Origin of the sequence: Streptomyces sp. NBC_00353 (assembly GCF_036108815.1) — a bacterium.
Taxonomy (GTDB): Bacteria; Actinomycetota; Actinomycetes; order Streptomycetales; family Streptomycetaceae; genus Streptomyces.
Map to the genome: position 1 here is coordinate 2,232,436 of NZ_CP107985.1, position 20,260 is coordinate 2,252,695.

Below are 20,260 nucleotides of genomic sequence, written 5' to 3' on the forward strand. Positions count from 1 at the left end.
CACCCATGGACCTGACGATCCTGTACCGCGGTCCACTGGCGTCGTGCGACTACGACTGCCCGTACTGCCCGTTCGCGAAGCGGCGCGACAGTCCGCAGCAGCTGCGTACGGACCGTGCCGCGCTGGAGCGGTTCACCGCGTGGGTGGCGGCGCCGACCGGCGACCGGATCTCGGTGCTGTTCACGCCATGGGGCGAGGGGCTGGTCCGCTCCTGGTACCGCCGGGCGCTGGTCGAACTCGCGCAGCTGCCGCACATCGGCCGGGTCGCGATCCAGACCAATCTCAGCGGCCGCACGCGGTGGCTGGCCGAGGCGGGTGGGGCCGCCCGCGACAAGATCGCGCTGTGGTGCACCTACCACCCGGGACAGACGCCGTACGACCGCTTCCTCGCCAAGTGCCGGGAGCTGACCGGCCTCGGTGTCCGGTACAGCGTCGGTGTCGTCGGTCTCGACGAGCATCTCGACGAGGCGCGGCGGCTCCGTGCCGACCTGCCCGGCGAGGTCTATCTCTGGGTCAACGCGGCCGAGGGGCGGAGCTACACGGACGAGGAGGCGGACCGCTGGACGGCCCTCGACCCCCTCTTCCCGTACAGCCGGGATCCGCATCGCTCGGCCGGAATGCCGTGCCGGACCGGCGAGTCGGTCATCTCGGTGGACGGGGACGGGACGGTCCGCCGCTGCCACTTCGTCCCGGCCGAGCTCGGCAATCTCTACGACGGCAGCTACCGGCGGGCGTTGGGCCCGCGGGCCTGTCCGCTCGCCGTGTGCGACTGCCACATCGGATATGTGCATCTGGAGACGCTGCCGCTGTACGACGTCTTCGCAGGCGGCGTACTGGAACGCATACCGGCCGGCCGGGCGCCCGAACCGGCGCACCGGGATCAAGCGTTGCTGCCGTTGTTCCCGGTCGCCGGACGGGCCTGAACGAACCGGACGGGCTTCGGCGGACAAGCCCGTCCGGCCGAAGAGGACACCGCGCCGATTACAGCGGCAGCAGGTCGGGCCGCTTCGCCTCGACGTGGTCACCGGAGGACTCGCCGCGCAGCCGCCGCCCGATCCACGGCACCAGATATTCGCGCGCCCAGTGGATGTCGTCGCGCCGCACCTCGAGCGTGCCGCGCTGCGCCTGCGGCGGCCACTCCTGGTCGGGGTCGGCCGGCACGTCGAGGCCGAGGACCTGGGCGGCGCGCAGCGCGACCCGGGTGTGTCCCTCGGGCGACAGATGGAGCCGGTCGTCGTCCCAGGCGCGCCTGTCCTGCACGGACCGCAGTGACCACAGGTCGAGGACCGGGCAGTCGTAGCGGTCGGCGATGGACCGCACATGGGCGGTGTAGGTGGCGATCTTGCCGCGCAGGTGGCGCAGCACGGGAACGCCCCGGGTGTCGAAGCCGGTCGTGACCATGACGGTGCCGACCGACCGGGTCAGGTCGGCGACCGCGCGCTCGAAGCGCTCGGCCACGTCGTCGGGGTCGGTGCCGGGCCGGATGATGTCGTTGCCGCCCGCGCAGAAGCTCACCAGGTCGGGGGCGAGCTCCTTGGCGCGCGGCACCTGCTCCTCGACTATCTGGTCGAGGAGGCGTCCGCGTACGGCGAGATTGGCGTACCGGAAATTCCCGTGAGCCGAACCGGCGGAACCATCGGTGTTCGTCGCTGCATCGAGGTCGGGGAGCTGGTCCGCGAGGAGTACAGCGAAACGGTCTGCCCAGCCGACGAAGGTTCCGTCCGGGCCGGGGTCACCGACCCCCTCGGTGAAGCTGTCGCCAATCGCTGCGTACGACCCGATGGCGCCATGTCGGTTGTTGACGCCACGTTGATTTTTTCTCGAATCGTCTGCCACAAGGGCACATCCTGCACTGCCGAATGTGACCTACGCGACCGTAATAAGGGGTTGACGGGAGGTGAGATAGACCACCCGGTCAGGTTTTGGTAAAGAGGGAATAAGTGAAGGGGCGGTGCGCCGCCGCGCACCGCCCCTTCACCAAGCCGTTCGGATCAGGCCTGATCGGATCAGATCAGACGGAGATTCCGTGCGAAGCCAGGAAGGCGACCGGGTCGATGTCCGAGCCGTACGCGGGGCCGGTGCGGACCTCGAAGTGGAGGTGCGGGCCGGTGACGTTGCCGGTGGCACCGGAGAGGCCGATCTGCTGGCCGGCAGAGACGGTCTTACCCACCGAGACGGAGAGCGCGGACAGGTGGCCGTACTGCGAGTAGTGGCCGTCGGCGTGCTTGACGACGACCTCGTTGCCGTACGCGCCACCCCAGCCGGCGGTGACGACGGTGCCGGAGGTGATCGCCTTCACGCTGGTGCCGGTGGCGACCGGGAAGTCGATGCCGGTGTGGCTACCACTGGACCAGTTGGCGCCGGAGGCACGGTAGTTGGTGGTGTGCTTGCCCGGGACCGGGGCGACGTAGCCGGAGCTGCTGCTCTGGGCGGCCGAAGGGGCGGCGGGCTTGGGGGTCACCGGAGCCTTCGACGGGGCCGGGGCGGCCTGCGTGGCGCCGGTGGCCGCGGCGGAGCCGCCGAGGGTCAGCTTCATGCCCGGGAGGATCAGGCTCGGGTTGCCGCCGATGACCTCGCGGTTGTCCTGGTACAGCTTCTCCCAGCCGCCGTCGACCTTGTTGTCGGCGGCGATCTTCGCCAGGTAGTCGCCGGCGACGACGGAGTACGTCCGGGTCTCGGCCTGCTTCTTCGCGACCGGGGCGGCCGGGGCGGCGTGCGTGGCGGCGGCCGAGTGCGCGGCGGGGGCGGCCTGCACTGCGGCGTGGGCACCGGTGGCACCGAGCAGCGGGAGGGCGATGACGGCCCCGCCGGCTCCGGCGGCGGCAACGCCACGAGCGATGGTGCTGGACTTCGGACGACGGTGCTTACCCGATATGGGCATGAAGAATTTCCTCTCCGGCGCCTACGAGGTGAGCTGTCGGGTTCGGGCTGGAGATGCCCGGTCGCACGAAGTGCGACTTAACCCCGAGCCGGCCGGATTTCTCCGGTCGGCGGCTTACCTGGTTCCCCCGCTCCTGCCACACGATGAGTGGGTACGAATTCCGGTCGGCGGCAGGATTAGGCGGTCCGTCCGGATTGACGGTGACCGTAAACGAGTGAGGACGAGTAGAACAAGCCATCGGTTGCGTGCCGGAATCCGCGCCGGGAAATCGGCGCGGAATTCCGGTCACACTCCGTGGATTAGGGATCTTGGCTTTCCGCGCGGTGTACGGATTACCCGGCCGCCGCGCCACCACACACCGTCACGGATATGATCCCGCTCACGAGATGCCCCTCATCTCCCGCATAAGTAGGGCATGTTCGACTAAATGCCCCAATACGGACATGTCATGAGCATCATCCGCGGCGGAGCCTCAGCACCTTCGCGTCCAAGTCCCCTCGCAGGCCGGTGTGCAGCCCCTGATGCAGCAGCACGGAACCGTGATGGACAGCCCCGGTGTCCACACAGGTGTAGGTCGCCGTGGGGTCGAGCCCGCGCAGCCGCAGGGCCGGCGGCAGCTCCCCGTACCTCTGCGCCTCCAGCCACATGAGCACCACGGCCTCGTCACCGTGCGTGTACTGCACGGCGCTGAGCCCGCCGCGCGGCGCACGCAGCCGGTACAGCGCCCCGTGCTGCACCACCGGGCGGATCTCCTTGTACAGGTTCACCCAGCCCCGGGCCTCGGCCAGCTCCTCGTCGCTCCACTCGGTGAGGTCTCCGCCGACCCCGAGCACCCCGGCCATCGCGCTCACGAAGCGGAAGCGCAGCGAGCTGACCCTGCTGTTGAGCTGGACATTCGGGCTGTCGGTGACCCAGGCGGCCATCACACGAGCCGGATGGATCTGCCCGAAGCCCTCCTGGATGGCGAGCCGGTCCAGCGGGTCGGTGTTGTCGGAGGTCCACACCTGGTCGGTGCGGGCGAGGATGCCCAGATCGATCCTGCCGCCGCCGCCCGAGCAGGACTCGAAGGCGACACCGGGGTGAGCGGCCCGCAGCCGGTCGATCAGCGCGTACAGCGCATCCACATGCTCGATCCAAAGCTTCTGCGAATACTCCTCGCCCGGCCAGCCCGCATCGGTGAAGCACCGGTTGAAGTCCCATTTCACATAGTCGATCGGGGCGCTGGAGAGCAGTGAGTCGAGCTGTTCCCACAGATAGTTCTGCACATCGGTCCGGGCCAGATTCAGCACCAGCTGATTACGGAACTCCGTGCGGGTACGCCCGGGAAAGTGCTGCACCCAGTCCGGGTGCGCGCGGTAGAGGTCGCTGTCGGCGTTCACCATCTCCGGTTCGACCCAGATGCCGAACTGCATGCCGAGTGTGTGCACTTCGTCGGCGAGCGGCTTCAGCCCGCCGGGGAAGCGCTCGGGGTTCGGGGTCCAGTCGCCGAGTCCCGCCCGGTCGCTGGTGCGCTGCCCGAACCACGCGTCGTCCACCACGAACAGTTCGACACCCATTGCTGCGGCGCGCACGGCCAGGGCGCGCTGCTGGTCCTCCGCGATGTCGAAGCCGGTGGCCTCCCAGGAGTTGTAGAGCACCGGGCGCAGGCTCTCGGCGTCCGGAACGACGTGGGCCAGCTGCCAGGCGTGCCAGGCCCGGCTCGCCCCGCCGAACCCTTCGGCGCTCCACAGTCCGGCGAACACCGGTGTGGTGTACGTCTCCCCCGGTGCGAGCCGCAGCAGCCCCGAGTCGTCGTAGCCGGCCCCGCCGGTGATCTGTACGAGCCCGTCGGGGAGCTGCTGCACGGCGATCCGCCACGAGCCGGACCAGGCGAGCGCGCAGCCGTACACCTCGCCGTGCTCCTCGGTGGCGGCTCCGTCCGCGTCGAGCGCGACCCAGGGCAGAAACTGGTGCCCGGTGTGACCGCGCCTGCTGGAGAGGACCTTCTCGCCGTACGTCAGCTCCGACCGCACGAGCTGCGTCTCCGCCGCCCACCGCCCGTGCAGATGGCTGAGGCGCCAGCCGTCGCGGGCGGGCAGCGCCCAGGTGGCCGCGTCGGCGCGCAGCAGCTCCAGCGGCGGTCCGTCGGGTCCGGCGTGGCTGACGGTGGCCCAGCGCTCGATCACATCGGAGTCGTCCCGCATCCGGTAGTGCAGTGCGAGCGCGAGCTGCTGTACGGAGTCGGAGAACGCGATGCGCAGTTCGTCGCCCTCCACCGACGCCTCGGCGTAGACCCATTCGGTGCCGCGGACCTCGGGGGTGCGTACCGAGAGGGCGGGCCGGACGAACCGGGGGCCGCCCTCCACCGGGTACTCCTCGCGGCCGTCCAGCTGCGATTCGAAGCCCCGGAAGGGCAGGTCCGGTGACGCGGCGAGGGCCTCGGCGACCGCGAGGGTGATCCGCGGCCCCCAGTGCAGATGCAGCAGTTCGTCCCGGTCCGTGAGATGCAGCGCATAGCTACCCGTCGCCCCGGTCAGCAGCCAGGTCCGACCTGTCTCACCAGTCTCGATCATGTCATCCCCACATTCACACAGTTCCGCACATCATCAAGCTCCGACGGGTGGCCGGGCAACGCCCGCGCAAGGGGGAATTCACCAGCGGGCAGGGCGAGAAAGGCCGAGATGATTGTCCGAGCCACCGATGTCGTATCGTCGCGGGAGTGACCTCGCCGGCGAGCCGCGCCGACGCCAGAGATTCCAGGAGACACCGTGACGCAGCAGGTGCCGCAGATCCCGTCGACGGAACCCGAGCTGTCAGGCGTGCGCAACTTCCGCGACGTGGGCGGGCTGCCCACCGTCGACGGACGCCGGGTGCGGCACGGACGGCTCTTCCGCAGCGGTCACCTCGCACACGCCACCTCCGAGGACGCGGCGTTCCTCGGCGGTCTCGGGCTGCACACGATCTTCGACTTCCGGAATGCGGCCGACCACAAGCTCGACGGCCTGGACGTGGAGCTGCCAGGTGTACGGAATGTGAGCATCCCGCTCTCCGACCCGGCCGACGGCGCCGAGTTCTGGCGGATGGTCCGCGACGGCAACATCGAGCAGCTGCGCGTGCTCCTCGCCGACGGCAAGGGAGCGGCCCGGATGACCGCCTCGTACCGGACGATCGTCAGGGACCGCACCGCCGAGCACAGCCGGGTGCTGCACGCCCTGGCCGAGGACAGCGTCCCCGCGCTGATGCACTGCGCGGCGGGCAAGGACCGGGCCGGGATCTCGATCGCGGTGTCGCTGCTCGCCGTCGGGGTCGAGCGCGAGGCCATCGAGGCCGACTACCTCAAGTCCAACCACCCGCACCGCCGGTACAAGGTGCGCCGCAGCGACACCTCGGAGACCGGGATGTCGCCCGAGGTGATGGAGCTGCTCAGCCCGCTCTTCGACGCCCGCGCCGAATATCTCGCCCAGGCCTTCACCACCATCGAGGAGACCTGGGGCAGCACCGACCGCTATCTCGCCGAGGGGCTGAAACTCACTCCGCAGACGCTGGAGCGGCTGCGCGGACGGCTGCTCGACGAGGCGTAGCCGGACCGCCGGCGGTGGTGGCCGGCGATCAGCCCTTGCCTGCCACCGCGAAGAGCAGGTAGAGGAAGGCCGCGAAGACGTGCCCGGCGACGAGATAGGCGACCAGCCGGATCACCACGCCGCGCGGAAATTTCCCCTCCTGCGATCCGTCCTTCCTGGACCTGGCCGGGGTGAGCGGATCGAAGTTCTCTGAATCGGACATGACAGTCCTCTCTGGCGACCGGGCGGACCGGTCTCAGCGACGGTGGATGCCCCTGCCGAGGCACAGCTCGGCGGCAGGACTCTGGAGCAGGGTGTGGACGAAGAGGAGCTCGGATCCGTCGCGGTCGGCGGCGGCGATCCGGTGCGGGATGAGCGAGTCGAAGTGGGCACTGTCCCCGGGGTCGAGATCGTGCACCGTGTCACCGAGGCTCACCCGTAGCCGCCCGGCGAGGACGTACAGCCACTCCTCGCCCGGATGGACGCGTACGAGATCGCCCTGCGCGCCGTACGGCACGCGGACGCGCAGCGCCTGCATCGCCCGGCCGGAGCCTCCGGCCTGCTGATACATCCAGCCGTCGGCCTCGGCGCCCTCGAAGCTGCCGGCGCGGACGATCGCGTCACGTTCCGGCGGAGTCTCGCCGAGCAGCTCGGAGACCGTCGTACCGTAGATCCTGGCAAGTCCGAGGAGCATCGGCAGCGAGGGCTGTCGTCGGCCCGTTTCGAGCCGGGAGAGATGGGCGGGGGAGAGCCCCGCGCGCTGCGCGGCGCCCTCGAGGGTGAGACCACGGCGGCGGCGCAGATCGCGCAGGCGTGGCGCGACCCCGGGCAGCTCGTCGGCCACCCCTCCATCGGGAGGATTCATATGTCCATTGGGCCAGGATTCTGCCTCAGAGGCAATTTTCTTGCCTCGGAGGCAAATCCTGTGGGGCTCAGCGGTTGGCGACCGCCTGCTTGACCAGTGTCCTGCCGAAGTCCCACATCAGCCCGCCGCCACTGTGCGCGTCGTCCATCACCGCCGTGAACGCGGTCACGAACCGGTCCACCTCCGGCTCACCGATGACCAGCGGCGGAATCAGCTTGATCACTTCCAGATGGTCACCGGAGACCTGGGTGAGGATCCGGTGCTTCTGCAGCAGCGGTACGACCACCATCTGCGCGAAGAGACCCTTGCGGGCCGCCTGGAGCACGGTCCAGCGGCTGCGCAGCTTCAGCGAGGACGGCCGGCCGAACTCGATGCCGATCATCAGCCCGCGGCCACGGACCTCGTGCAGCATCTCGTACCGCCCGATGAGCGCGGCGAGCCGCTCGCGCAGCAGATCGCCGGTGCGGCGGGCGTTGGCGACGGTCTCCTCGTCCTCCATCACCGCGAGGACCGCGAGCCCCGCCGCCATCGCCTGGGCGTTGGAGCCGAAGCTCGCCGAGTGGACCAGAACCCGGTCCATCGACGAGTAGACGCGTCTGAAGATCCAGTCCTTCCCGAGGGTCGCTCCCACCGGCACATAGCCGCCGGAGAGTGCCTTGGCGACACAGACCAGATCGGGTTCGACACCTTCCTCGTGCTCGTACGCGTAGAAGTCACCGGTCCTGCCGAGGCCGGTCTGCACCTCGTCGGCGATGAGCAGTGCCTTGTGCCGGTGCAGCAGCTCCTGCGCGGCGCGCAGGAAGCCGGGCGGCGCCTCGTGGACGCCCTTGCCCTGGATCGGCTCGACGACGAGCGCCGCCACATCGCCTCGTTCGAGTTCACGCAGCAGCGCGTCGAGGTCGCCGAGTTCGATGGCGGTGTCGGGCAGCAGCGGTGCGAAGCCGTCCCGGAAGCCGGACTCGCCGTTGACCGAGAGCGAGCCGGTCGTCAGGCCGTGGAAGGCGTGGGTGCAGTAGAGCACGCGCGTCTTCCCGGTGGCGTACCGGGCGAACTTCAGCGCGGTCTCGACGGCTTCGGTGCCGCTGTTGCCGAAGAAGACCCGGTCCAGGTGCGGGCTGTGCGAGAGCAGCTTCTCGGCCAGCAGTCCGGGCAGCGGCTGGCAGTCGAAGCGGGTGAGGTCGGCGAGCGAGGCATCCAGGACGTCGTGCAGTGCCTTGCGGACGACGGGGTGGTGGCGGCCCAGCCCCATCACGCCGAAGCCGGCGAGCATGTCGAGGTAGTCGTTGCCGTCCGCGTCCCAGAAGTACGCGCCCTCGGCCCGCTCGTAGACGTTGTCGAAGCCGATGGTGTGCAGCATCCGCGGCAGCTGGTGGTTGAGGTATTTCGTGTGCAGCTCATAGCGTTCGGCGCCGCGCTCCGCGAGGAGTTGCGCCAGATCGAAACCCTTGGGGCCGCCGTCCTTCATTCCCCGCTCTCCTCGATCCCCTCGACTGCGGCCTTGGCGGCCAGCGCGGCACTGATCCGGCCGGCGATCTCGACCGGTGTGAGCCCGATGTCGGCCAGCACCTCGGCGCGCTTGCCGTGCGCGAGGAACTGCTCGGGGATGCCGAAGGTGCGCAACGGTACGTCGACACCGGCATCGCGCAACGCCTGTCCGACCGCCGAACCGACGCCTCCCGCCCGGCTGTTGTCCTCGACGACGGCGACCAGCCGGTGCCGTCCGGCGAGCGGGGCGAGCTGTTCGTCGACCGGTTTGACCCAGCGGGGGTCGACGACCGTGCAGCGGATTCCGCCGCCCGCAAGGAGGTCGGCAGCCTGCAGACAGACGGAGGCGAGCACGCCCACCGCCACGATGAGCACCTCGGGGTCGTCGGCGCGGTGCAACACGTCCATGGCACCGACCCGGCCGATCGCCGGGACGGGCTCCCCCACCGACTCCTTCGGGAAGCGCAGCACGGTCGGCGCGTCGTCGACGGTGACGGCTTCGCGCAGCTCCTCCCGCAGCCGGTCGGCGTCGCGCGGGGCGGCGATCCGGAGCCCGGGCACGACCTGGAGCACGGACAGGTCCCACATGCCGTTGTGCGAAGGACCGTCCGGGCCGGTGACTCCCGCCCGGTCGAGGACGAACGTCACACCGCATCCGTGCAGCGCGACGTCCATCAAGAGCTGGTCGAAGGCGCGGTTGAGGAACGTGGCGTAGACGGCGACGACCGGATGCAGCCCGCCGGTGGCGAGCCCCGCCGCGGAGACCGCCGCATGCTGCTCGGCGATCCCGACGTCCCACACCCGGTCAGGGAACGCCTCGGCGAACTTCGTCAGCCCGACGGGGTGCAGCATCGCCGCCGTGATCGCGACGACGTCCGGCCGATCCGCACCGATCGCGGCGATCTCGTCCCCGAACACCGAGGTCCACGACGGGCTGACGAGCGGTGCGAGCGGGGCACAGGTCAGCGGGTCCATCGCGCCGACGGTGTGGAACCGGTCGGCCTCGTCCTCCAGCGCGGGCGCGTACCCGCGGCCCTTCTCGGTGAGACAGTGCACCAGCACCGGGCCGTGGAAGCGCTTCGCCCGGCTGAGCGCGGACTCGACGGCCGCGATGTCGTGTCCGTCGATCGGCCCGACGTACTTGAGCCCCAGGTCCTCGAACATGCCCTGCGGGGCGAACGCGTCCTTGAACCCCTTCTTCGCACCGTGCAGCGACTCGTACAGCGGCTGTCCGACGACGGGTGTGCGCTGGAGGACGTCCTTGCCCCATGACAGGAATCGCTCGTACCCGTCGGTGGTACGGAGGGTGGCGAGGTGGTTGGCGAGGCCGCCTATGGTCGGGCCGTACGAGCGCTCGTTGTCGTTCACCACGATGATCAGCGGCCGGTCCCTGGCCGCCGCGATGTTGTTGAGCGCCTCCCACGCCATGCCGCCGGTGAGCGCCCCGTCCCCGATGACGGCGACGACGTGGTCGGGGCGGCCGAGCACCTCGTTCGCCTTGGCCAGGCCGTCCGCCCAGCCGAGCACGGTCGAGGCGTGCGAGTTCTCGATGACGTCGTGCGCGGACTCCTCGCGAGACGGGTAGCCGGAGAGGCCACCCTTCCCGCGCAGCTTGGAGAAGTCCTGCCGTCCGGTGAGCAGTTTGTGTACGTAGCTCTGGTGCCCGGTGTCCCACAGGATGCGGTCCACGGGTGAGTCGAAGGCCCGGTGCAGGGCGATGGACAGCTCCACCACCCCCAGGTTGGGCCCCAGATGGCCGCCGGTCCTGGCCACCGCCTCGATCAGGAACTTCCTGATGTCCTCGGCGAGTTCGCCGAGTTCCGGTCCGCTCAGTGCCTTCAGGTCGTGCGGCCCCCGAATGGTCTCCAGAATGGTCACGCTCGGGCCCCCTCTCGGTCCTGTTTCAGCTCACGGTGACGGCGGGGACCCCTGATGGCGTTCCCGCGTCTTCCATGCTCTCGGCGATCTTCAGGGCTTCCTCGATGAGCGTCTCGACGATCTTCGACTCGGGAACCGTCTTGATGATCTCGCCCTTGACGAAGATCTGCCCCTTGCCGTTACCCGACGCCACACCCAGATCCGCCTCACGGGCCTCACCCGGACCATTGACGACACAGCCCATCACGGCAACCCGCAACGGCACCTCCATGCCCTCAAGACCCGCAGACACCTGATCCGCCAGCTTGTACACATCCACCTGCGCACGACCGCACGACGGACACGACACGATCTCCAACCGCCGCTGCTTCAGATTCAACGACTCCAGAATCTGCAGACCGACCTTGACCTCCTCGGCCGGCGGCGCCGACAGCGACACCCGGATCGTGTCCCCGATCCCCTCACTCAACAAGGCACCGAACGCCACCGCAGACTTGATCGTCCCCTGGAACGCCGGCCCCGCCTCCGTCACCCCCAGATGCAACGGGTAATCACACTGAGCCGCCAACTGACGGTACGCATTCACCATCACCACCGGATCGTTGTGCTTCACCGAGATCTTGATGTCCCGGAACCCGTGCTCCTCGAACAGCGACGCCTCCCACAACGCCGACTCCACCAGAGCCTCAGGAGTCGCCTTCCCGTACTTCTTCAACAACCGCGCATCCAACGAACCCGCATTCACACCGATCCGGATCGGCGTCCCCGCATCGTTCGCCGCCCGCGCGATCTCCTTCACCTTGTCATCGAACTGCTTGATGTTCCCCGGATTCACCCGCACCGCAGCACAGCCCGCATCAATCGCCGCGAACACATACTTCGGCTGGAAATGAATATCCGCGATCACCGGAATCTGCGACTTCCGCGCAATCGTCGCAAGCGCGTCCGCATCATCCTGAGTCGGACACGCAACCCGCACGATCTGACAGCCCGACGCCGTCAGCTCCGCGATCTGCTGCAACGTCGCACCGATGTCCGACGTCCGGGTCGTGGTCATCGACTGCACCGACACCGGCGCATCCCCACCGACCGCCACCGACCCGACCTGGATGCGCCGCGAAGGACGGCGCATCGCGAGCGGCCGGGCCGGCAGCTCGGGGAGACCCAGCGCGACTGGTTCTCCAGTGGTCATGACGTCACCGGCTCCCGGCGACGGTCTCGCGCGCGGCACGCAGGGACTCCTTGAGCGAGCCCATCGTGGCGAGGACGGCAGTGGGCTCGTAGCCGCAGTGCGCCATGCAGTTGGCGCAGCGCGGATCCTTGCCGCGACCGTACTTGTCCCAGTCGGTGTCCTCGATGAGTTCCCGGTACGTCGGGACGTACCCGTCGCTCATCAGATAGCAGGGCCGCTGCCAGCCGAAGAGCGAGTAGTTGGGGATCGCCCAGGCCGTGCACGGGAAGTCCGCCTTGCCCTCGAGGAAGTCCAGGAAGAGCGGCGAGTGGTTCAGCCGCCAGCGGGCCCGGTTGCCGCCCGCGAAGGACTTCTTGAAGAGCTCGCGGGTCTGCTCGACGCCGAGGAAGTGCTCCTGGTCGGGAGCCTTCTCGTACGCGTAGGCGGGCGAGATCATCATCTCGTCGACCTTCAGGTCGTCATTGAGGTAGTTCAGGACCTCGATGACGGTCTGCGGGGTGTCGGTGTTGAAGAAGGTGGAGTTCGTGGTGACCCGGAAGCCGCGCCGCTTGGCCTCCTTGATCGCCGCCACCGCCTCGTCGAACACGCCTTCCTTGGCGACCGATTCGTCGTGCCGCTCGCGCAGACCGTCGATGTGCACGGCGAAGGCGAAAAACGGGGACGGGGTGAATTTCTCCATCTTCTTGCGCAGCAGCATCGCGTTGGTGCAGAGGAAGACGTACTTCCTCCGCGCCACCAGCTGCCGCACGATTTCGTCGATCTGCGGGTGCATCAGGGGTTCACCGCCCGCGATGGACACCATGGGGGCACCCGATTCCAGCACCGCGCCGACGGCCTGGGCCACCGGCATGCGCTGCTTGAGTACTCCTGCCGGATGCTGGATCTTTCCGCAGCCCTCGCACGCCAGATTGCAGGCGAACAAAGGCTCCAGCTCGACAATGAGCGGGAATTTGTCCCGCTTGCGGAGCTTCTGTTCAATGAGGTACGTCGCAACCTTGATGGTCTGACGGAGCGGCATGGCCATCTAGCTCACCTCCTGGGGAGCAGCAAAGATCGGTGCCATTCATAGAAAGCCGGCAGGACAGCACGGAGAACACGGAAAGCCGATATTCCACCGCGTACCGTGCCGATGCGGACGAGCTCGTGCTCCGGAGCGTCCACGACCACCCGTACGGCCGCAACGGGGCGTACCCCGGTGCGCAGGGCGGTGCGGAGGGTGGCGGCGGACTCCATGTCCACAGCGATCGCTCCGGTGGCCCGCAGCTCGGCCCGCTCATGTCCGCGCACGACATGGCCGGAGCCGGTCAGCGGACCGGTGTGGACGGTGCGGCCCGGCACCGTCCTGGCGAGTGCCTCGGCGAGCAGACCCGCACCGGTGCAGGCCGTCGAGTCGCCGGCCTCCCGGGTCTCGTCGGCGACCACCAGGTCTCCCGGGTGCATGCCGGGCGCGAGCCCGGCACAGAACCCGGCGGCGATGACCGCGGCGCCGAGCGCCCGGTCCTGGCCGAGCGCGTGCGCCACGGCCGTCTCGGCGGCTTTCGGGCCCATGCCCGTACGGAGCACGGTCACCTGGCCCGGGGCGTCGCCCGCCTTTCCTCTGCCACTGCGCAGGGCGAGTTGCTCGATGCCGAGCGCGCAGGCGATCAGCAGCGGCGCCGCGGGGCCGGACGGCCCCGGTGCATCGCCCATCAGGCTCCCTCCCGGACGACCGTGCGATCGGCGAACGGGTCGCCGTACACGTACCGCCCGAGTGCGGTGAGCGGGAAGACCTGCCGGTAGAGGTGGTAATTGATGGAGAAGTCCCAGGGGAACCCGGTGCCGGTGAAGTACGGCTCGTCCCAGGACCCGTCAGCCTGCTGGGCCTCGGTCAGCCATGCGATGCCCCGGGTCACCGCCGTGCTCTCGCGCCGGCCGGCCGCGAGGAGGGCAAGGAGCGCCCAGGCGGTCTGGGACGCGGTCGACGCACCGTTCCCGATCCACTTCTCCTCCTGGTACGAGCGCAGGTCCTCGCCCCAGCCGCCGTCGTCGTTCTGAACGGACTCCAGCCAGCCGACCGCCCGGCGGATCGCCGGATGGGCGGCGGGCAGCCCGGCAGCGACCAGGGCGGGCACCACCGACCCCGTTCCGTATACGTAGTTGACGCCCCAACGGCCGAACCAGGCACCGCTCGCCTCCTGTTCGGCAAGCAGCCACTCGATGCCGCGCCGGGTGGCGGGGTGATCGGACCGCCCCTCCATGGCCAGCATCTCCACCACATGTCCGGTGACATCGGCGGACGGCGGATCGATGACCTCTCCGAAGTCACAGAAGGGCAGCCGGTTGGGGAACGGGCTGGTGTTGTCGGCGTCGAATGCGCCCCAGGCCCCGTTGCGGGACTGCATGCCGAGGTTCCAGCGCACCCCGCGTTCGATGGCGGCCTCGACACCGGCCGGATTCGGATGCCGGACCCGGCGCAGTGCCAGGACCACTTCGGCGGTGTCGTCGATGTCCGGGTAGTTGTCGTTGTGGAACTCGAACGCCCATCCGCCCGGGTCAAGTCGAGGCCGACGCACGGACCAGTCGCCGGGCCTGACGATCTCCTCGCCGAGCATCCAGTCCGCCGCTTTCACGAGCGCGGGATGGTCGGGCCGGACTCCGGCATCGGCGAGCGCGATGGTGGCGAGGCAGGTGTCCCAGACCGGTGACTGACAGGCCTCGATCATGCGGGCGCCGTCCTCGCGCCAGATCGCGAACCGGTTCAGCGAGTCCAGGCCGGCCCGCATCACCGGGTGGTCGAGGTCGTAGCCGAGGAGATGCAGGGCGATGACGGAGTACACGGCGGGCGGCTGGATGCCGCCCCAGCAGCCGTCGTTCTCCTGGCGCTCGATGATCCAGCGGGCCGCCGCATTCATGGCGATCCGGCGCAGCCTGCGCGGGGCCACCTTGTGGTAGACGTGCAGTGCCTTGTCCAGGCGCTGGAAGACACCGTCCCAACTGACCGCCGGGGCACGGCGCTTGGGCGGGTTGGGGACGAGCGGGTCGGTGTGCAGTTCGTCGAGGGTGAAGGGCGCGGGCCGTACCGGACGCTTCGCCGAGACGACGGTCAGCGGCACAATCGTCTGCCGGGCCCAGCAGCCGAAGTCGTAGATGTTGAGCGGGACCCACCTCGGGAAGAACATCAGCTCCGGTGGGAGCTCGGGCAGGTCGTCCCACTTCCACCAGCCGAACAGGGCCAGCCAGATCCGGGTGAAGACGCGGCTCTCGGCGATGCCGCCCTGTTCCCTGATCCACCTCGAGGCGCGGGCCATGTGCGGGTCGTCCGGCCGGTCTCCGGCCAGCCGCAGCGCGACGTACGCCTCGATGGTGGTGGAGAGCTCGCCCGGGCCTCCGTGGAAGGTGGCCCAGGTGCCGTCGCCGAGCTGTTCGCCGCGGATGAAGCGGGCGGCCGACTCGACGGTGGCCGGGTCCTGAATGCCGAGGAACTGACGGAGCAGCAGATCCTCGGCGTCCATGGTGACGTTGGTGGCGAGGTCGCCCTTCCACCAGCCCTGGTCGTCCTGTCTGCCGAGGAGATGCTCCACCGAGCGTTCCGCGGCCCGCCGCGCGGCGGCGAATACGTCGTCCGCGACGATGGTTGATTCGGTCGGTTCGCTGGCCGAGGCTGCGCGGGGGTCAACGGCCCCGGTGCTTCCGTCGGTCGTCGCTGTCATGGCTTCCCCTTCGTGCAGTTGGTCCTCTGCTGTGCTGGGGTCTCCGTCGGTCGGCGCCCTTCGAGGGCGCCGACCGGCGACTGCGAGTCATATGCGAATGATGATCATCTCTTTCGTACGACGACGAAGTCCGCGAGCGCCGTGAGCTGCGCACGCACGGTTTCCGGCATGTCGACACCGTGCAGCGCCTCGATGGCGACCGCATGCTGCCGACGGGCCTCCTGGGCGGTCCACTCACGGCCGCCCGCCTCCTCGATGAGCGCCGCCCGGGCGGCGAACTCCTCCTCGGAGAAGCTGTCGAAGTCGGTGCTCTTGGCGTCCGCGGCGAGCAGCTCGCCGAGGCGCTCCGAGGCCGGTCCGCCCGCGGCGAGCGCGGCGACGACCGGCAGGGACTTCTTGCGCTGACGCAGATCGCTCCAGGTCTGCTTTCCGGTGGACTCCGGGTCGCCCCAGATACCGAGCAGATCGTCGACGGCCTGGAAGGCGAGGCCGAGGTGGTAGCCGTACGCCTCCAGGGTGTCGGCTGTGCGGTCGTCGGCGCCGCCGAGCACCGCACCGATGGAGACGGCGCAGGCGAGCAGGGCGCCCGTCTTGTTGCCCTCCATCTCCAGGCACTCCTCGACGGTGACCCGCTCGCGGTGCTCGTAGGAGATGTCCTGGGCCTGCCCGTCGATGAGCTTGCGGGTGGCGGTGGTCAGCCGGCGGGCCGCGCGGCCCGCCTCGACCGTGCCGAGCTCCAGCAGGATCTCGTTGGCCAGCGCGAACAGCGCGTCGCCGACCAGGATCGCCTGCGCGGGGCCGTGCACCTTCCATACGGTGTCACGGTGCCGGCGCTGCTCGTCGCCGTCCATCAGGTCGTCGTGCAACAGCGAGAAGTTGTGCACGAGTTCGACGGCGACCGCGCCGGGAATGCCGGCCTCGGCCGCGGCCCCCGCCGCCTCGGCGGACAGCAGGGCCAGCGCCGGGCGGACGGCCTTGCCGCCGTCGCCGTCGGAGGGCCGGCCCTGGGCGTCGATCCAGCCGAAGTGGTAGGCGGCGACGGTGTCCATGGGCGGTGCGAGCCGGTCAACGGCGGCCCGGAGCACCGGAGCGGACAGGGCCCGTCCGCGCTCCAGAAGCGCGGTGACGTCCGCGGTGTCTACCACGGTGTCGAAAGCCGGATTCGCCGGGGTCACTGACTCTCCTCTTGTTCCGGTGGTACTGCTCATGCCGCCTCCTGCAGCGGAAGTTCATGATGGGTGCGGCCGAGCGCACGGAGCGCGGCGTCCGCGGCGCTGGACCCGCTGCGCACCGCACCCTCCATCGTCGCGGGCCAGCCGGTGGCGGTCCATGCTCCGGCCAGATAGAGGCCGGGGGCACGGGTGCCGGTTCCGGGGCGCAGTCGGCCGACGCCGGGAGCGGGCGCGAAGGTCGCTGTGCGTTCCCGGGTGACGAAGAAGTCCCTGATGCCGGCTCCGCGGGCGGCCGGCAGGAGTCGTTCCAGCTCGGGCAGATAGCGCCTGCGCAGTTCGGCGACGGGCAGGTCGATCTCGTCGTCGGCCGCGGACTGGGAGAGCGCGAGGTACTGTCCGGGGCCGGTCAGCCCGGAGGCGTCCGTACGGTCGAAGACCCACTGGACCGGGGAGCCGAGCGCGGCGAAGAACGGGCGGCGCAGCACCTTGCGGTCGTAGACGACGTGCACATTGAGAATCGGCGAGGTACCGATGGAGAGCAGCCTGCCCGGCTCGTCCAGTGCGCCTTCGGGCAGCAGGTCGTACGTCTCGCGCTGCGGGACGGCGAGGACGACGGTGTCCGCCTCGATCCGTTCGGCTCCCGTGTCGACGATCCAGCGTCCGTCGCCGGTGCGGGTGACGGTGTCGGCCTTGGTGCGCAGCTCGGTCCGTACGCCGGCGGCGTCGAGCGCCTTGCGGGTCAGCGTGTCGTGCACCTCGCCGAGCGGCACGCTGGCCCAGCCGATGTCGGCGGCGCCGGGCTCGGAGAGGAGTCCGGTCTTGAAGACCTTCGCGGCGAGGGCCAGCGAGGAGTTCGGGGCGGTGGCGTTGAGTGTGGCGACGCCGACGAGGTCCCAGAGGGCCTCGATGGTGCGCGGGGACTGACCGTGGCGGGTCAGCCAGCTGCCGAAGTCGATGGCGTCGAGCGCCGGGTCGTCCGGGTCGAGCCGGCCGAGTGCCAGTGCGGCGCGCCCGACACCTGCCCGCTCGGCGAGCGAGAGGTGCGGGTAGCGGGCCAGCCCGGCGGCAAGGTGGAACGGCACCGGCAGGGCGTTGCGGCGCAGCCGTCCGAGCCGGGGCCCCGAAGGGCGTCCGACATCGAGAACGGGCACGTCCAAACGGTTTTGCAGCGGTGCCAGACGGGCACCGCCGACCCGGTCGAGGAACCAGCGGTAGGCGGTGCAGCAACGAAGATAGACATGCTGGCCGTTGTCCACCGTCAGTTCGCCGCGTTTGAAGGAGAAGGCGAGTCCGCCGAGCCTCGGCCGTCCTTCGAGCAGGGTCACGTCAAGCCCGGCGTCGGCGAGACGGAGGGCCGCGGTGATGCCGGCCAGTCCGCCGCCGATCACGACCGCGCGGGAGGAACGCAGGGCCTCGTCGGTCACGCGTCCCCCTTTCGCCAGCTCGCTCCGGCCGGCCCGGCCGTTCGGGCCGGGCTCGTCTTTTCGGTCAGGCATGTTGTTTCAGTCAGGGACGCGTCGGACCACCGCAGGGTTGCCCAAGGTCTGGACCGATCGTCCGTGATGCACATGGTGCGCAAGATATCTGCATTACGCATCAGACGCGCCCCCGGGCCGTCCGGCGCGAGATGTACCGCGCGTCCAGACCCGACAGGCCGCGCACCGCGACGTACGCCTTCTCGTGGCCCGGCAGCGACACCCGGCCGCGCAGCACCGCCTCGGGGTCGCGCTCGATCCGGTCGAGCAGGCGGCGGTAGATACCGGCCATGGCGGCCACACAGGCGCCGCTGCGGCGGTCCAGCATCGGCAGCAGCCGGTAGCCCTCGGCGAAGAGGGTGCGGGCGCGCCGCACCTCGAAGTGGACCAGGCCGGCGAAGTCGGAGCCGGGCGGCGGCGTGGCCCGGTGGAAGCCGGTGGAACAGCCGAACTTGGCGAGGTCGTCGGCGGGCAGATACGTACGCCCGTTGCCCGCGTCCTCGCGGACGTCGCGCAGGATGTTGGTCAGCTGCAGGGCGAGACCGAGCGTGTCGGCGTACTCCGCGGCGCGGTCCGCGCCGGGTGCGCCCGGTTCCGTACCGAAAACGCCCAGGCTGAGCCGGCCGATGGCCCCTGCGACACACCGGCAGTAGGCCTTGAGGTCGTCCCACGTCTCGTACGTCGTGCCGCGCACGTCCATGAGCACGCCGTCGATCAGCTCGTCGAGCCCGCCGAGCGGCAGCGGGAACCGGCTCGCGGCGTCGGCGAGCGCGACGGCCACCGGGTCGGTGTCGTCCTCGTCGATCGCGCCGTCCCGGATCCGGTCCAGCAGCGTGCGGGTGCTCTCCAGCCGGAGCCGCTTGGTCTCCGGCTCCAGCTCGCCGTCGCCGATGTCGTCGACCCGGCGGGAGAAGGCGTACAACGCCGACATGGCCTGCCGCTTCTCGGCAGGCAGCAGCCTGATTCCGTACGCGAAGTTACGCGCCTGCTGTCCGGTGACGGCCTCGCAGTAACTGTATGCGGCCTGCACCGGCGCCGACATGTACGTCGTCTGTCCCTCCACGGTCCGGCTCACCCCTCTCTACGCGCTCTTCGCAAGACAACTCCCACCTCGCGCAGCAAGCTGGGCTTGGTGGGCTTGGGCGGTCCGGGCAGTACATCGAACCCGGCGGCCGCGATCGCGGTGAGGGCGGCACGCCCCCCTCCCACAAATCCGGCGAGAAGCAGCTTGAGCCTGCCGTGGACGCTACCCACCAAGGGGGTGCCTTCATTCAGCAGGTTCCGGGCGCGTTCTGCTTCGTATGCAACCAGTGCGCGCACCGATGCGCCCCCGGAGGGGGTTGCCAGGTCGGCCTCGGTGACATGGAACCCGGCCATGTCGTCGGCCGGCAGATAGATCCGGTCGCGGCCGAGGTCCTCGGTGACGTCCTGGAGGTGCTCGACGAGCTGCAGGGCGGTGCAGACGGCGTCGGAACGCCGGATCCGCTCGGGGCTCGCGGTGCCGGTGATCTGGAGAACCAGGCGGCCGACCGGGTTTGCGGAGAGTTCGCAGTAGGCGAGGAGCTCCTCGTACGTCCCGTACCGCCGGACCTTCTGGTCCTGCCGGTTGGCCTCGATGAGCCCGAGGAACGGCTCGGGCGTGAGGGAGCAGCGCCGCACGGTGGGGCGCAGCGCACGCAGCAGCGGGTGGTGCGGGCCGTCGCCCGCGGTGTCGAAGACGCGGTACAGGTCCGCCTCGAACGCGTCGAGCATCGCGAGCCGGTCATCGGTCTGCGCGGGGTCCAGCCCGAGGTGGCGGGCGTCGGCGCCGCCGGGGGCGAGATCGCCGTCACCGATGTCGTCGACCAGGCGGGCGTAGCCGTACACCGCCATCAGATCGTTACGCCAGGCGCGTGGCAGGAAGAAAGGGGCCACGGGAAAGTTCTCGTCCGCGGCCTTGTCGAGCGTGGCGGGCACAGCGGCGTCATGGCGCGCCTGCCGGGTACGGGTCACCACTGACCGTCCGGCGCGGGGACGGCATATACACCTCGGAGCTGGAGATTTTCCGTCATTGCCGTCACATCTCCCGTTCTACACTGCTGACC

The 20,260-nt window shown here is 69.7% G+C and carries 17 protein-coding genes and 1 riboswitch; of the genes, 2 read left to right on the plus strand and 15 right to left on the minus strand.

Annotated elements, in window-relative coordinates:
* The first annotated feature begins 5 nt into the window (after window positions 1-5).
* Entirely contained in the window at window positions 6-923 is a 918-nt protein-coding gene (locus OHA88_RS10495) for an STM4011 family radical SAM protein (RefSeq protein ID WP_328625260.1), read from the plus strand.
* A gap of 58 nt (window positions 924-981) precedes the next feature.
* Here OHA88_RS10495 and OHA88_RS10500 read toward each other — a convergent pair whose 3' ends face one another.
* The 3 genes from OHA88_RS10500 to OHA88_RS10510 all read right to left on the minus strand — a co-directional run bounded on the left by OHA88_RS10500 (window position 982) and on the right by OHA88_RS10510 (window position 5,433).
* On the minus strand, window positions 982-1,836 hold the full coding sequence (locus OHA88_RS10500) for an SGNH/GDSL hydrolase family protein (protein ID WP_328625261.1): 855 nt from the start codon (window positions 1,834-1,836) through the stop codon (window positions 982-984).
* 175 nt (window positions 1,837-2,011) lie between these two features.
* Entirely contained in the window at window positions 2,012-2,881 is an 870-nt protein-coding gene (locus OHA88_RS10505; protein WP_328625262.1) for a M23 family metallopeptidase, read from the minus strand.
* Between the two features lie 3 nt (window positions 2,882-2,884).
* Window positions 2,885-3,045: riboswitch (cyclic di-AMP (ydaO/yuaA leader) on the minus strand.
* Window positions 3,046-3,336: 291 nt separating this feature from the next.
* Window positions 3,337-5,433 carry an alpha-galactosidase gene (locus OHA88_RS10510; RefSeq protein WP_328625263.1) on the minus strand — a complete coding sequence of 699 codons (2,097 nt, stop codon included), beginning with the start codon at window positions 5,431-5,433 and terminating at the stop codon, window positions 3,337-3,339.
* Between the two features lie 195 nt (window positions 5,434-5,628).
* Between OHA88_RS10510 and OHA88_RS10515 the strand changes: the two genes are divergently transcribed.
* Window positions 5,629-6,441 carry a tyrosine-protein phosphatase gene (locus tag OHA88_RS10515; protein ID WP_328625264.1) on the plus strand — a complete coding sequence of 271 codons (813 nt, stop codon included), beginning with the start codon at window positions 5,629-5,631 and terminating at the stop codon, window positions 6,439-6,441.
* A 28-nt stretch (window positions 6,442-6,469) separates the two neighbouring features.
* Here the strand turns inward: OHA88_RS10515 and OHA88_RS10520 are convergent, their stop codons facing one another.
* The 12 genes from OHA88_RS10520 to hpnC form a co-directional block, all read right to left on the minus strand.
* Entirely contained in the window at window positions 6,470-6,643 is a 174-nt protein-coding gene (locus tag OHA88_RS10520) for a DUF6126 family protein (protein ID WP_266999596.1), read from the minus strand.
* 33 nt (window positions 6,644-6,676) lie between these two features.
* Window positions 6,677-7,285, minus strand: coding sequence for an XRE family transcriptional regulator (locus tag OHA88_RS10525; RefSeq protein ID WP_328625265.1), 609 nt, complete (start codon window positions 7,283-7,285; stop codon window positions 6,677-6,679).
* 67 nt (window positions 7,286-7,352) lie between these two features.
* Window positions 7,353-8,750 (minus strand): aspartate aminotransferase family protein, encoded by a 1,398-nt coding sequence (locus OHA88_RS10530; RefSeq protein ID WP_328625266.1) that lies wholly within the window; start codon window positions 8,748-8,750, stop codon window positions 7,353-7,355.
* A complete protein-coding gene (dxs, locus tag OHA88_RS10535) occupies window positions 8,747-10,648 on the minus strand; it encodes a 1-deoxy-D-xylulose-5-phosphate synthase (RefSeq protein WP_328625267.1) in 1,902 nt (633 codons plus the stop codon). The genes OHA88_RS10530 and dxs overlap by 4 nt, the downstream gene beginning before the upstream one ends.
* Window positions 10,649-10,673: 25 nt before the next feature.
* Window positions 10,674-11,840, minus strand: coding sequence for a flavodoxin-dependent (E)-4-hydroxy-3-methylbut-2-enyl-diphosphate synthase (gene ispG, locus OHA88_RS10540; RefSeq protein WP_328625268.1), 1,167 nt, complete (start codon window positions 11,838-11,840; stop codon window positions 10,674-10,676).
* A 4-nt stretch (window positions 11,841-11,844) separates the two neighbouring features.
* Window positions 11,845-12,864, minus strand: a complete 1,020-nt coding sequence (gene hpnH, locus OHA88_RS10545) for an adenosyl-hopene transferase HpnH (RefSeq protein ID WP_328625269.1) — start codon at window positions 12,862-12,864, stop codon at window positions 11,845-11,847.
* 5 nt (window positions 12,865-12,869) lie between these two features.
* Window positions 12,870-13,529 (minus strand): phosphorylase family protein, encoded by a 660-nt coding sequence (locus tag OHA88_RS10550; RefSeq protein WP_328625270.1) that lies wholly within the window; start codon window positions 13,527-13,529, stop codon window positions 12,870-12,872.
* Entirely contained in the window at window positions 13,529-15,529 is a 2,001-nt protein-coding gene (gene shc / locus OHA88_RS10555; protein ID WP_328625271.1) for a squalene--hopene cyclase, read from the minus strand. Before shc ends, OHA88_RS10550 begins: the two co-directional genes overlap by 1 nt.
* Window positions 15,530-15,633: 104 nt before the next feature.
* A complete protein-coding gene (locus OHA88_RS10560) occupies window positions 15,634-16,737 on the minus strand; it encodes a polyprenyl synthetase family protein (protein WP_266999613.1) in 1,104 nt (367 codons plus the stop codon).
* Complete coding sequence (hpnE, locus tag OHA88_RS10565) at window positions 16,734-18,125, minus strand: hydroxysqualene dehydroxylase HpnE (RefSeq protein ID WP_328625272.1); 1,392 nt, start codon at window positions 18,123-18,125, stop codon at window positions 16,734-16,736. The genes OHA88_RS10560 and hpnE overlap by 4 nt, the downstream gene beginning before the upstream one ends.
* A gap of 172 nt (window positions 18,126-18,297) precedes the next feature.
* Window positions 18,298-19,218, minus strand: a complete 921-nt coding sequence (gene hpnD, locus OHA88_RS10570; protein ID WP_443044362.1) for a presqualene diphosphate synthase HpnD — start codon at window positions 19,216-19,218, stop codon at window positions 18,298-18,300.
* Between the two features lie 29 nt (window positions 19,219-19,247).
* On the minus strand, window positions 19,248-20,168 hold the full coding sequence (gene hpnC / locus OHA88_RS10575; protein ID WP_328625274.1) for a squalene synthase HpnC: 921 nt from the start codon (window positions 20,166-20,168) through the stop codon (window positions 19,248-19,250).
* Window positions 20,169-20,260 lie beyond the last annotated feature (92 nt).

Excerpts from the sequence above, each read along its gene's own strand:
- OHA88_RS10495 (WP_328625260.1), top strand. The coding sequence starts at position 6 with ATGGACCTGACGATCCTGTACCGCGGTCCACTGGCGTCGTGCGACTAC.
- OHA88_RS10505 (WP_328625262.1), bottom strand. The coding sequence starts at position 2,881 with ATGCCCATATCGGGTAAGCACCGTCGTCCGAAGTCCAGCACCATCGCT.
- OHA88_RS10510 (WP_328625263.1), bottom strand. The coding sequence starts at position 5,433 with ATGATCGAGACTGGTGAGACAGGTCGGACCTGGCTGCTGACCGGGGCG.
- OHA88_RS10520 (WP_266999596.1), bottom strand. The coding sequence starts at position 6,643 with ATGTCCGATTCAGAGAACTTCGATCCGCTCACCCCGGCCAGGTCCAGG.
- OHA88_RS10525 (WP_328625265.1), bottom strand. The coding sequence starts at position 7,285 with ATGAATCCTCCCGATGGAGGGGTGGCCGACGAGCTGCCCGGGGTCGCG.
- OHA88_RS10530 (WP_328625266.1), bottom strand. The coding sequence starts at position 8,750 with ATGAAGGACGGCGGCCCCAAGGGTTTCGATCTGGCGCAACTCCTCGCG.
- ispG (WP_328625268.1), bottom strand. The coding sequence starts at position 11,840 with ATGACCACTGGAGAACCAGTCGCGCTGGGTCTCCCCGAGCTGCCGGCC.
- hpnH (WP_328625269.1), bottom strand. The coding sequence starts at position 12,864 with ATGGCCATGCCGCTCCGTCAGACCATCAAGGTTGCGACGTACCTCATT.
- OHA88_RS10550 (WP_328625270.1), bottom strand. The coding sequence starts at position 13,529 with ATGGGCGATGCACCGGGGCCGTCCGGCCCCGCGGCGCCGCTGCTGATC.
- shc (WP_328625271.1), bottom strand. The coding sequence starts at position 15,529 with ATGACAGCGACGACCGACGGAAGCACCGGGGCCGTTGACCCCCGCGCA.
- OHA88_RS10560 (WP_266999613.1), bottom strand. The coding sequence starts at position 16,737 with ATGAGCAGTACCACCGGAACAAGAGGAGAGTCAGTGACCCCGGCGAAT.
- hpnD (WP_443044362.1), bottom strand. The coding sequence starts at position 19,218 with ATGTCGGCGCCGGTGCAGGCCGCATACAGTTACTGCGAGGCCGTCACC.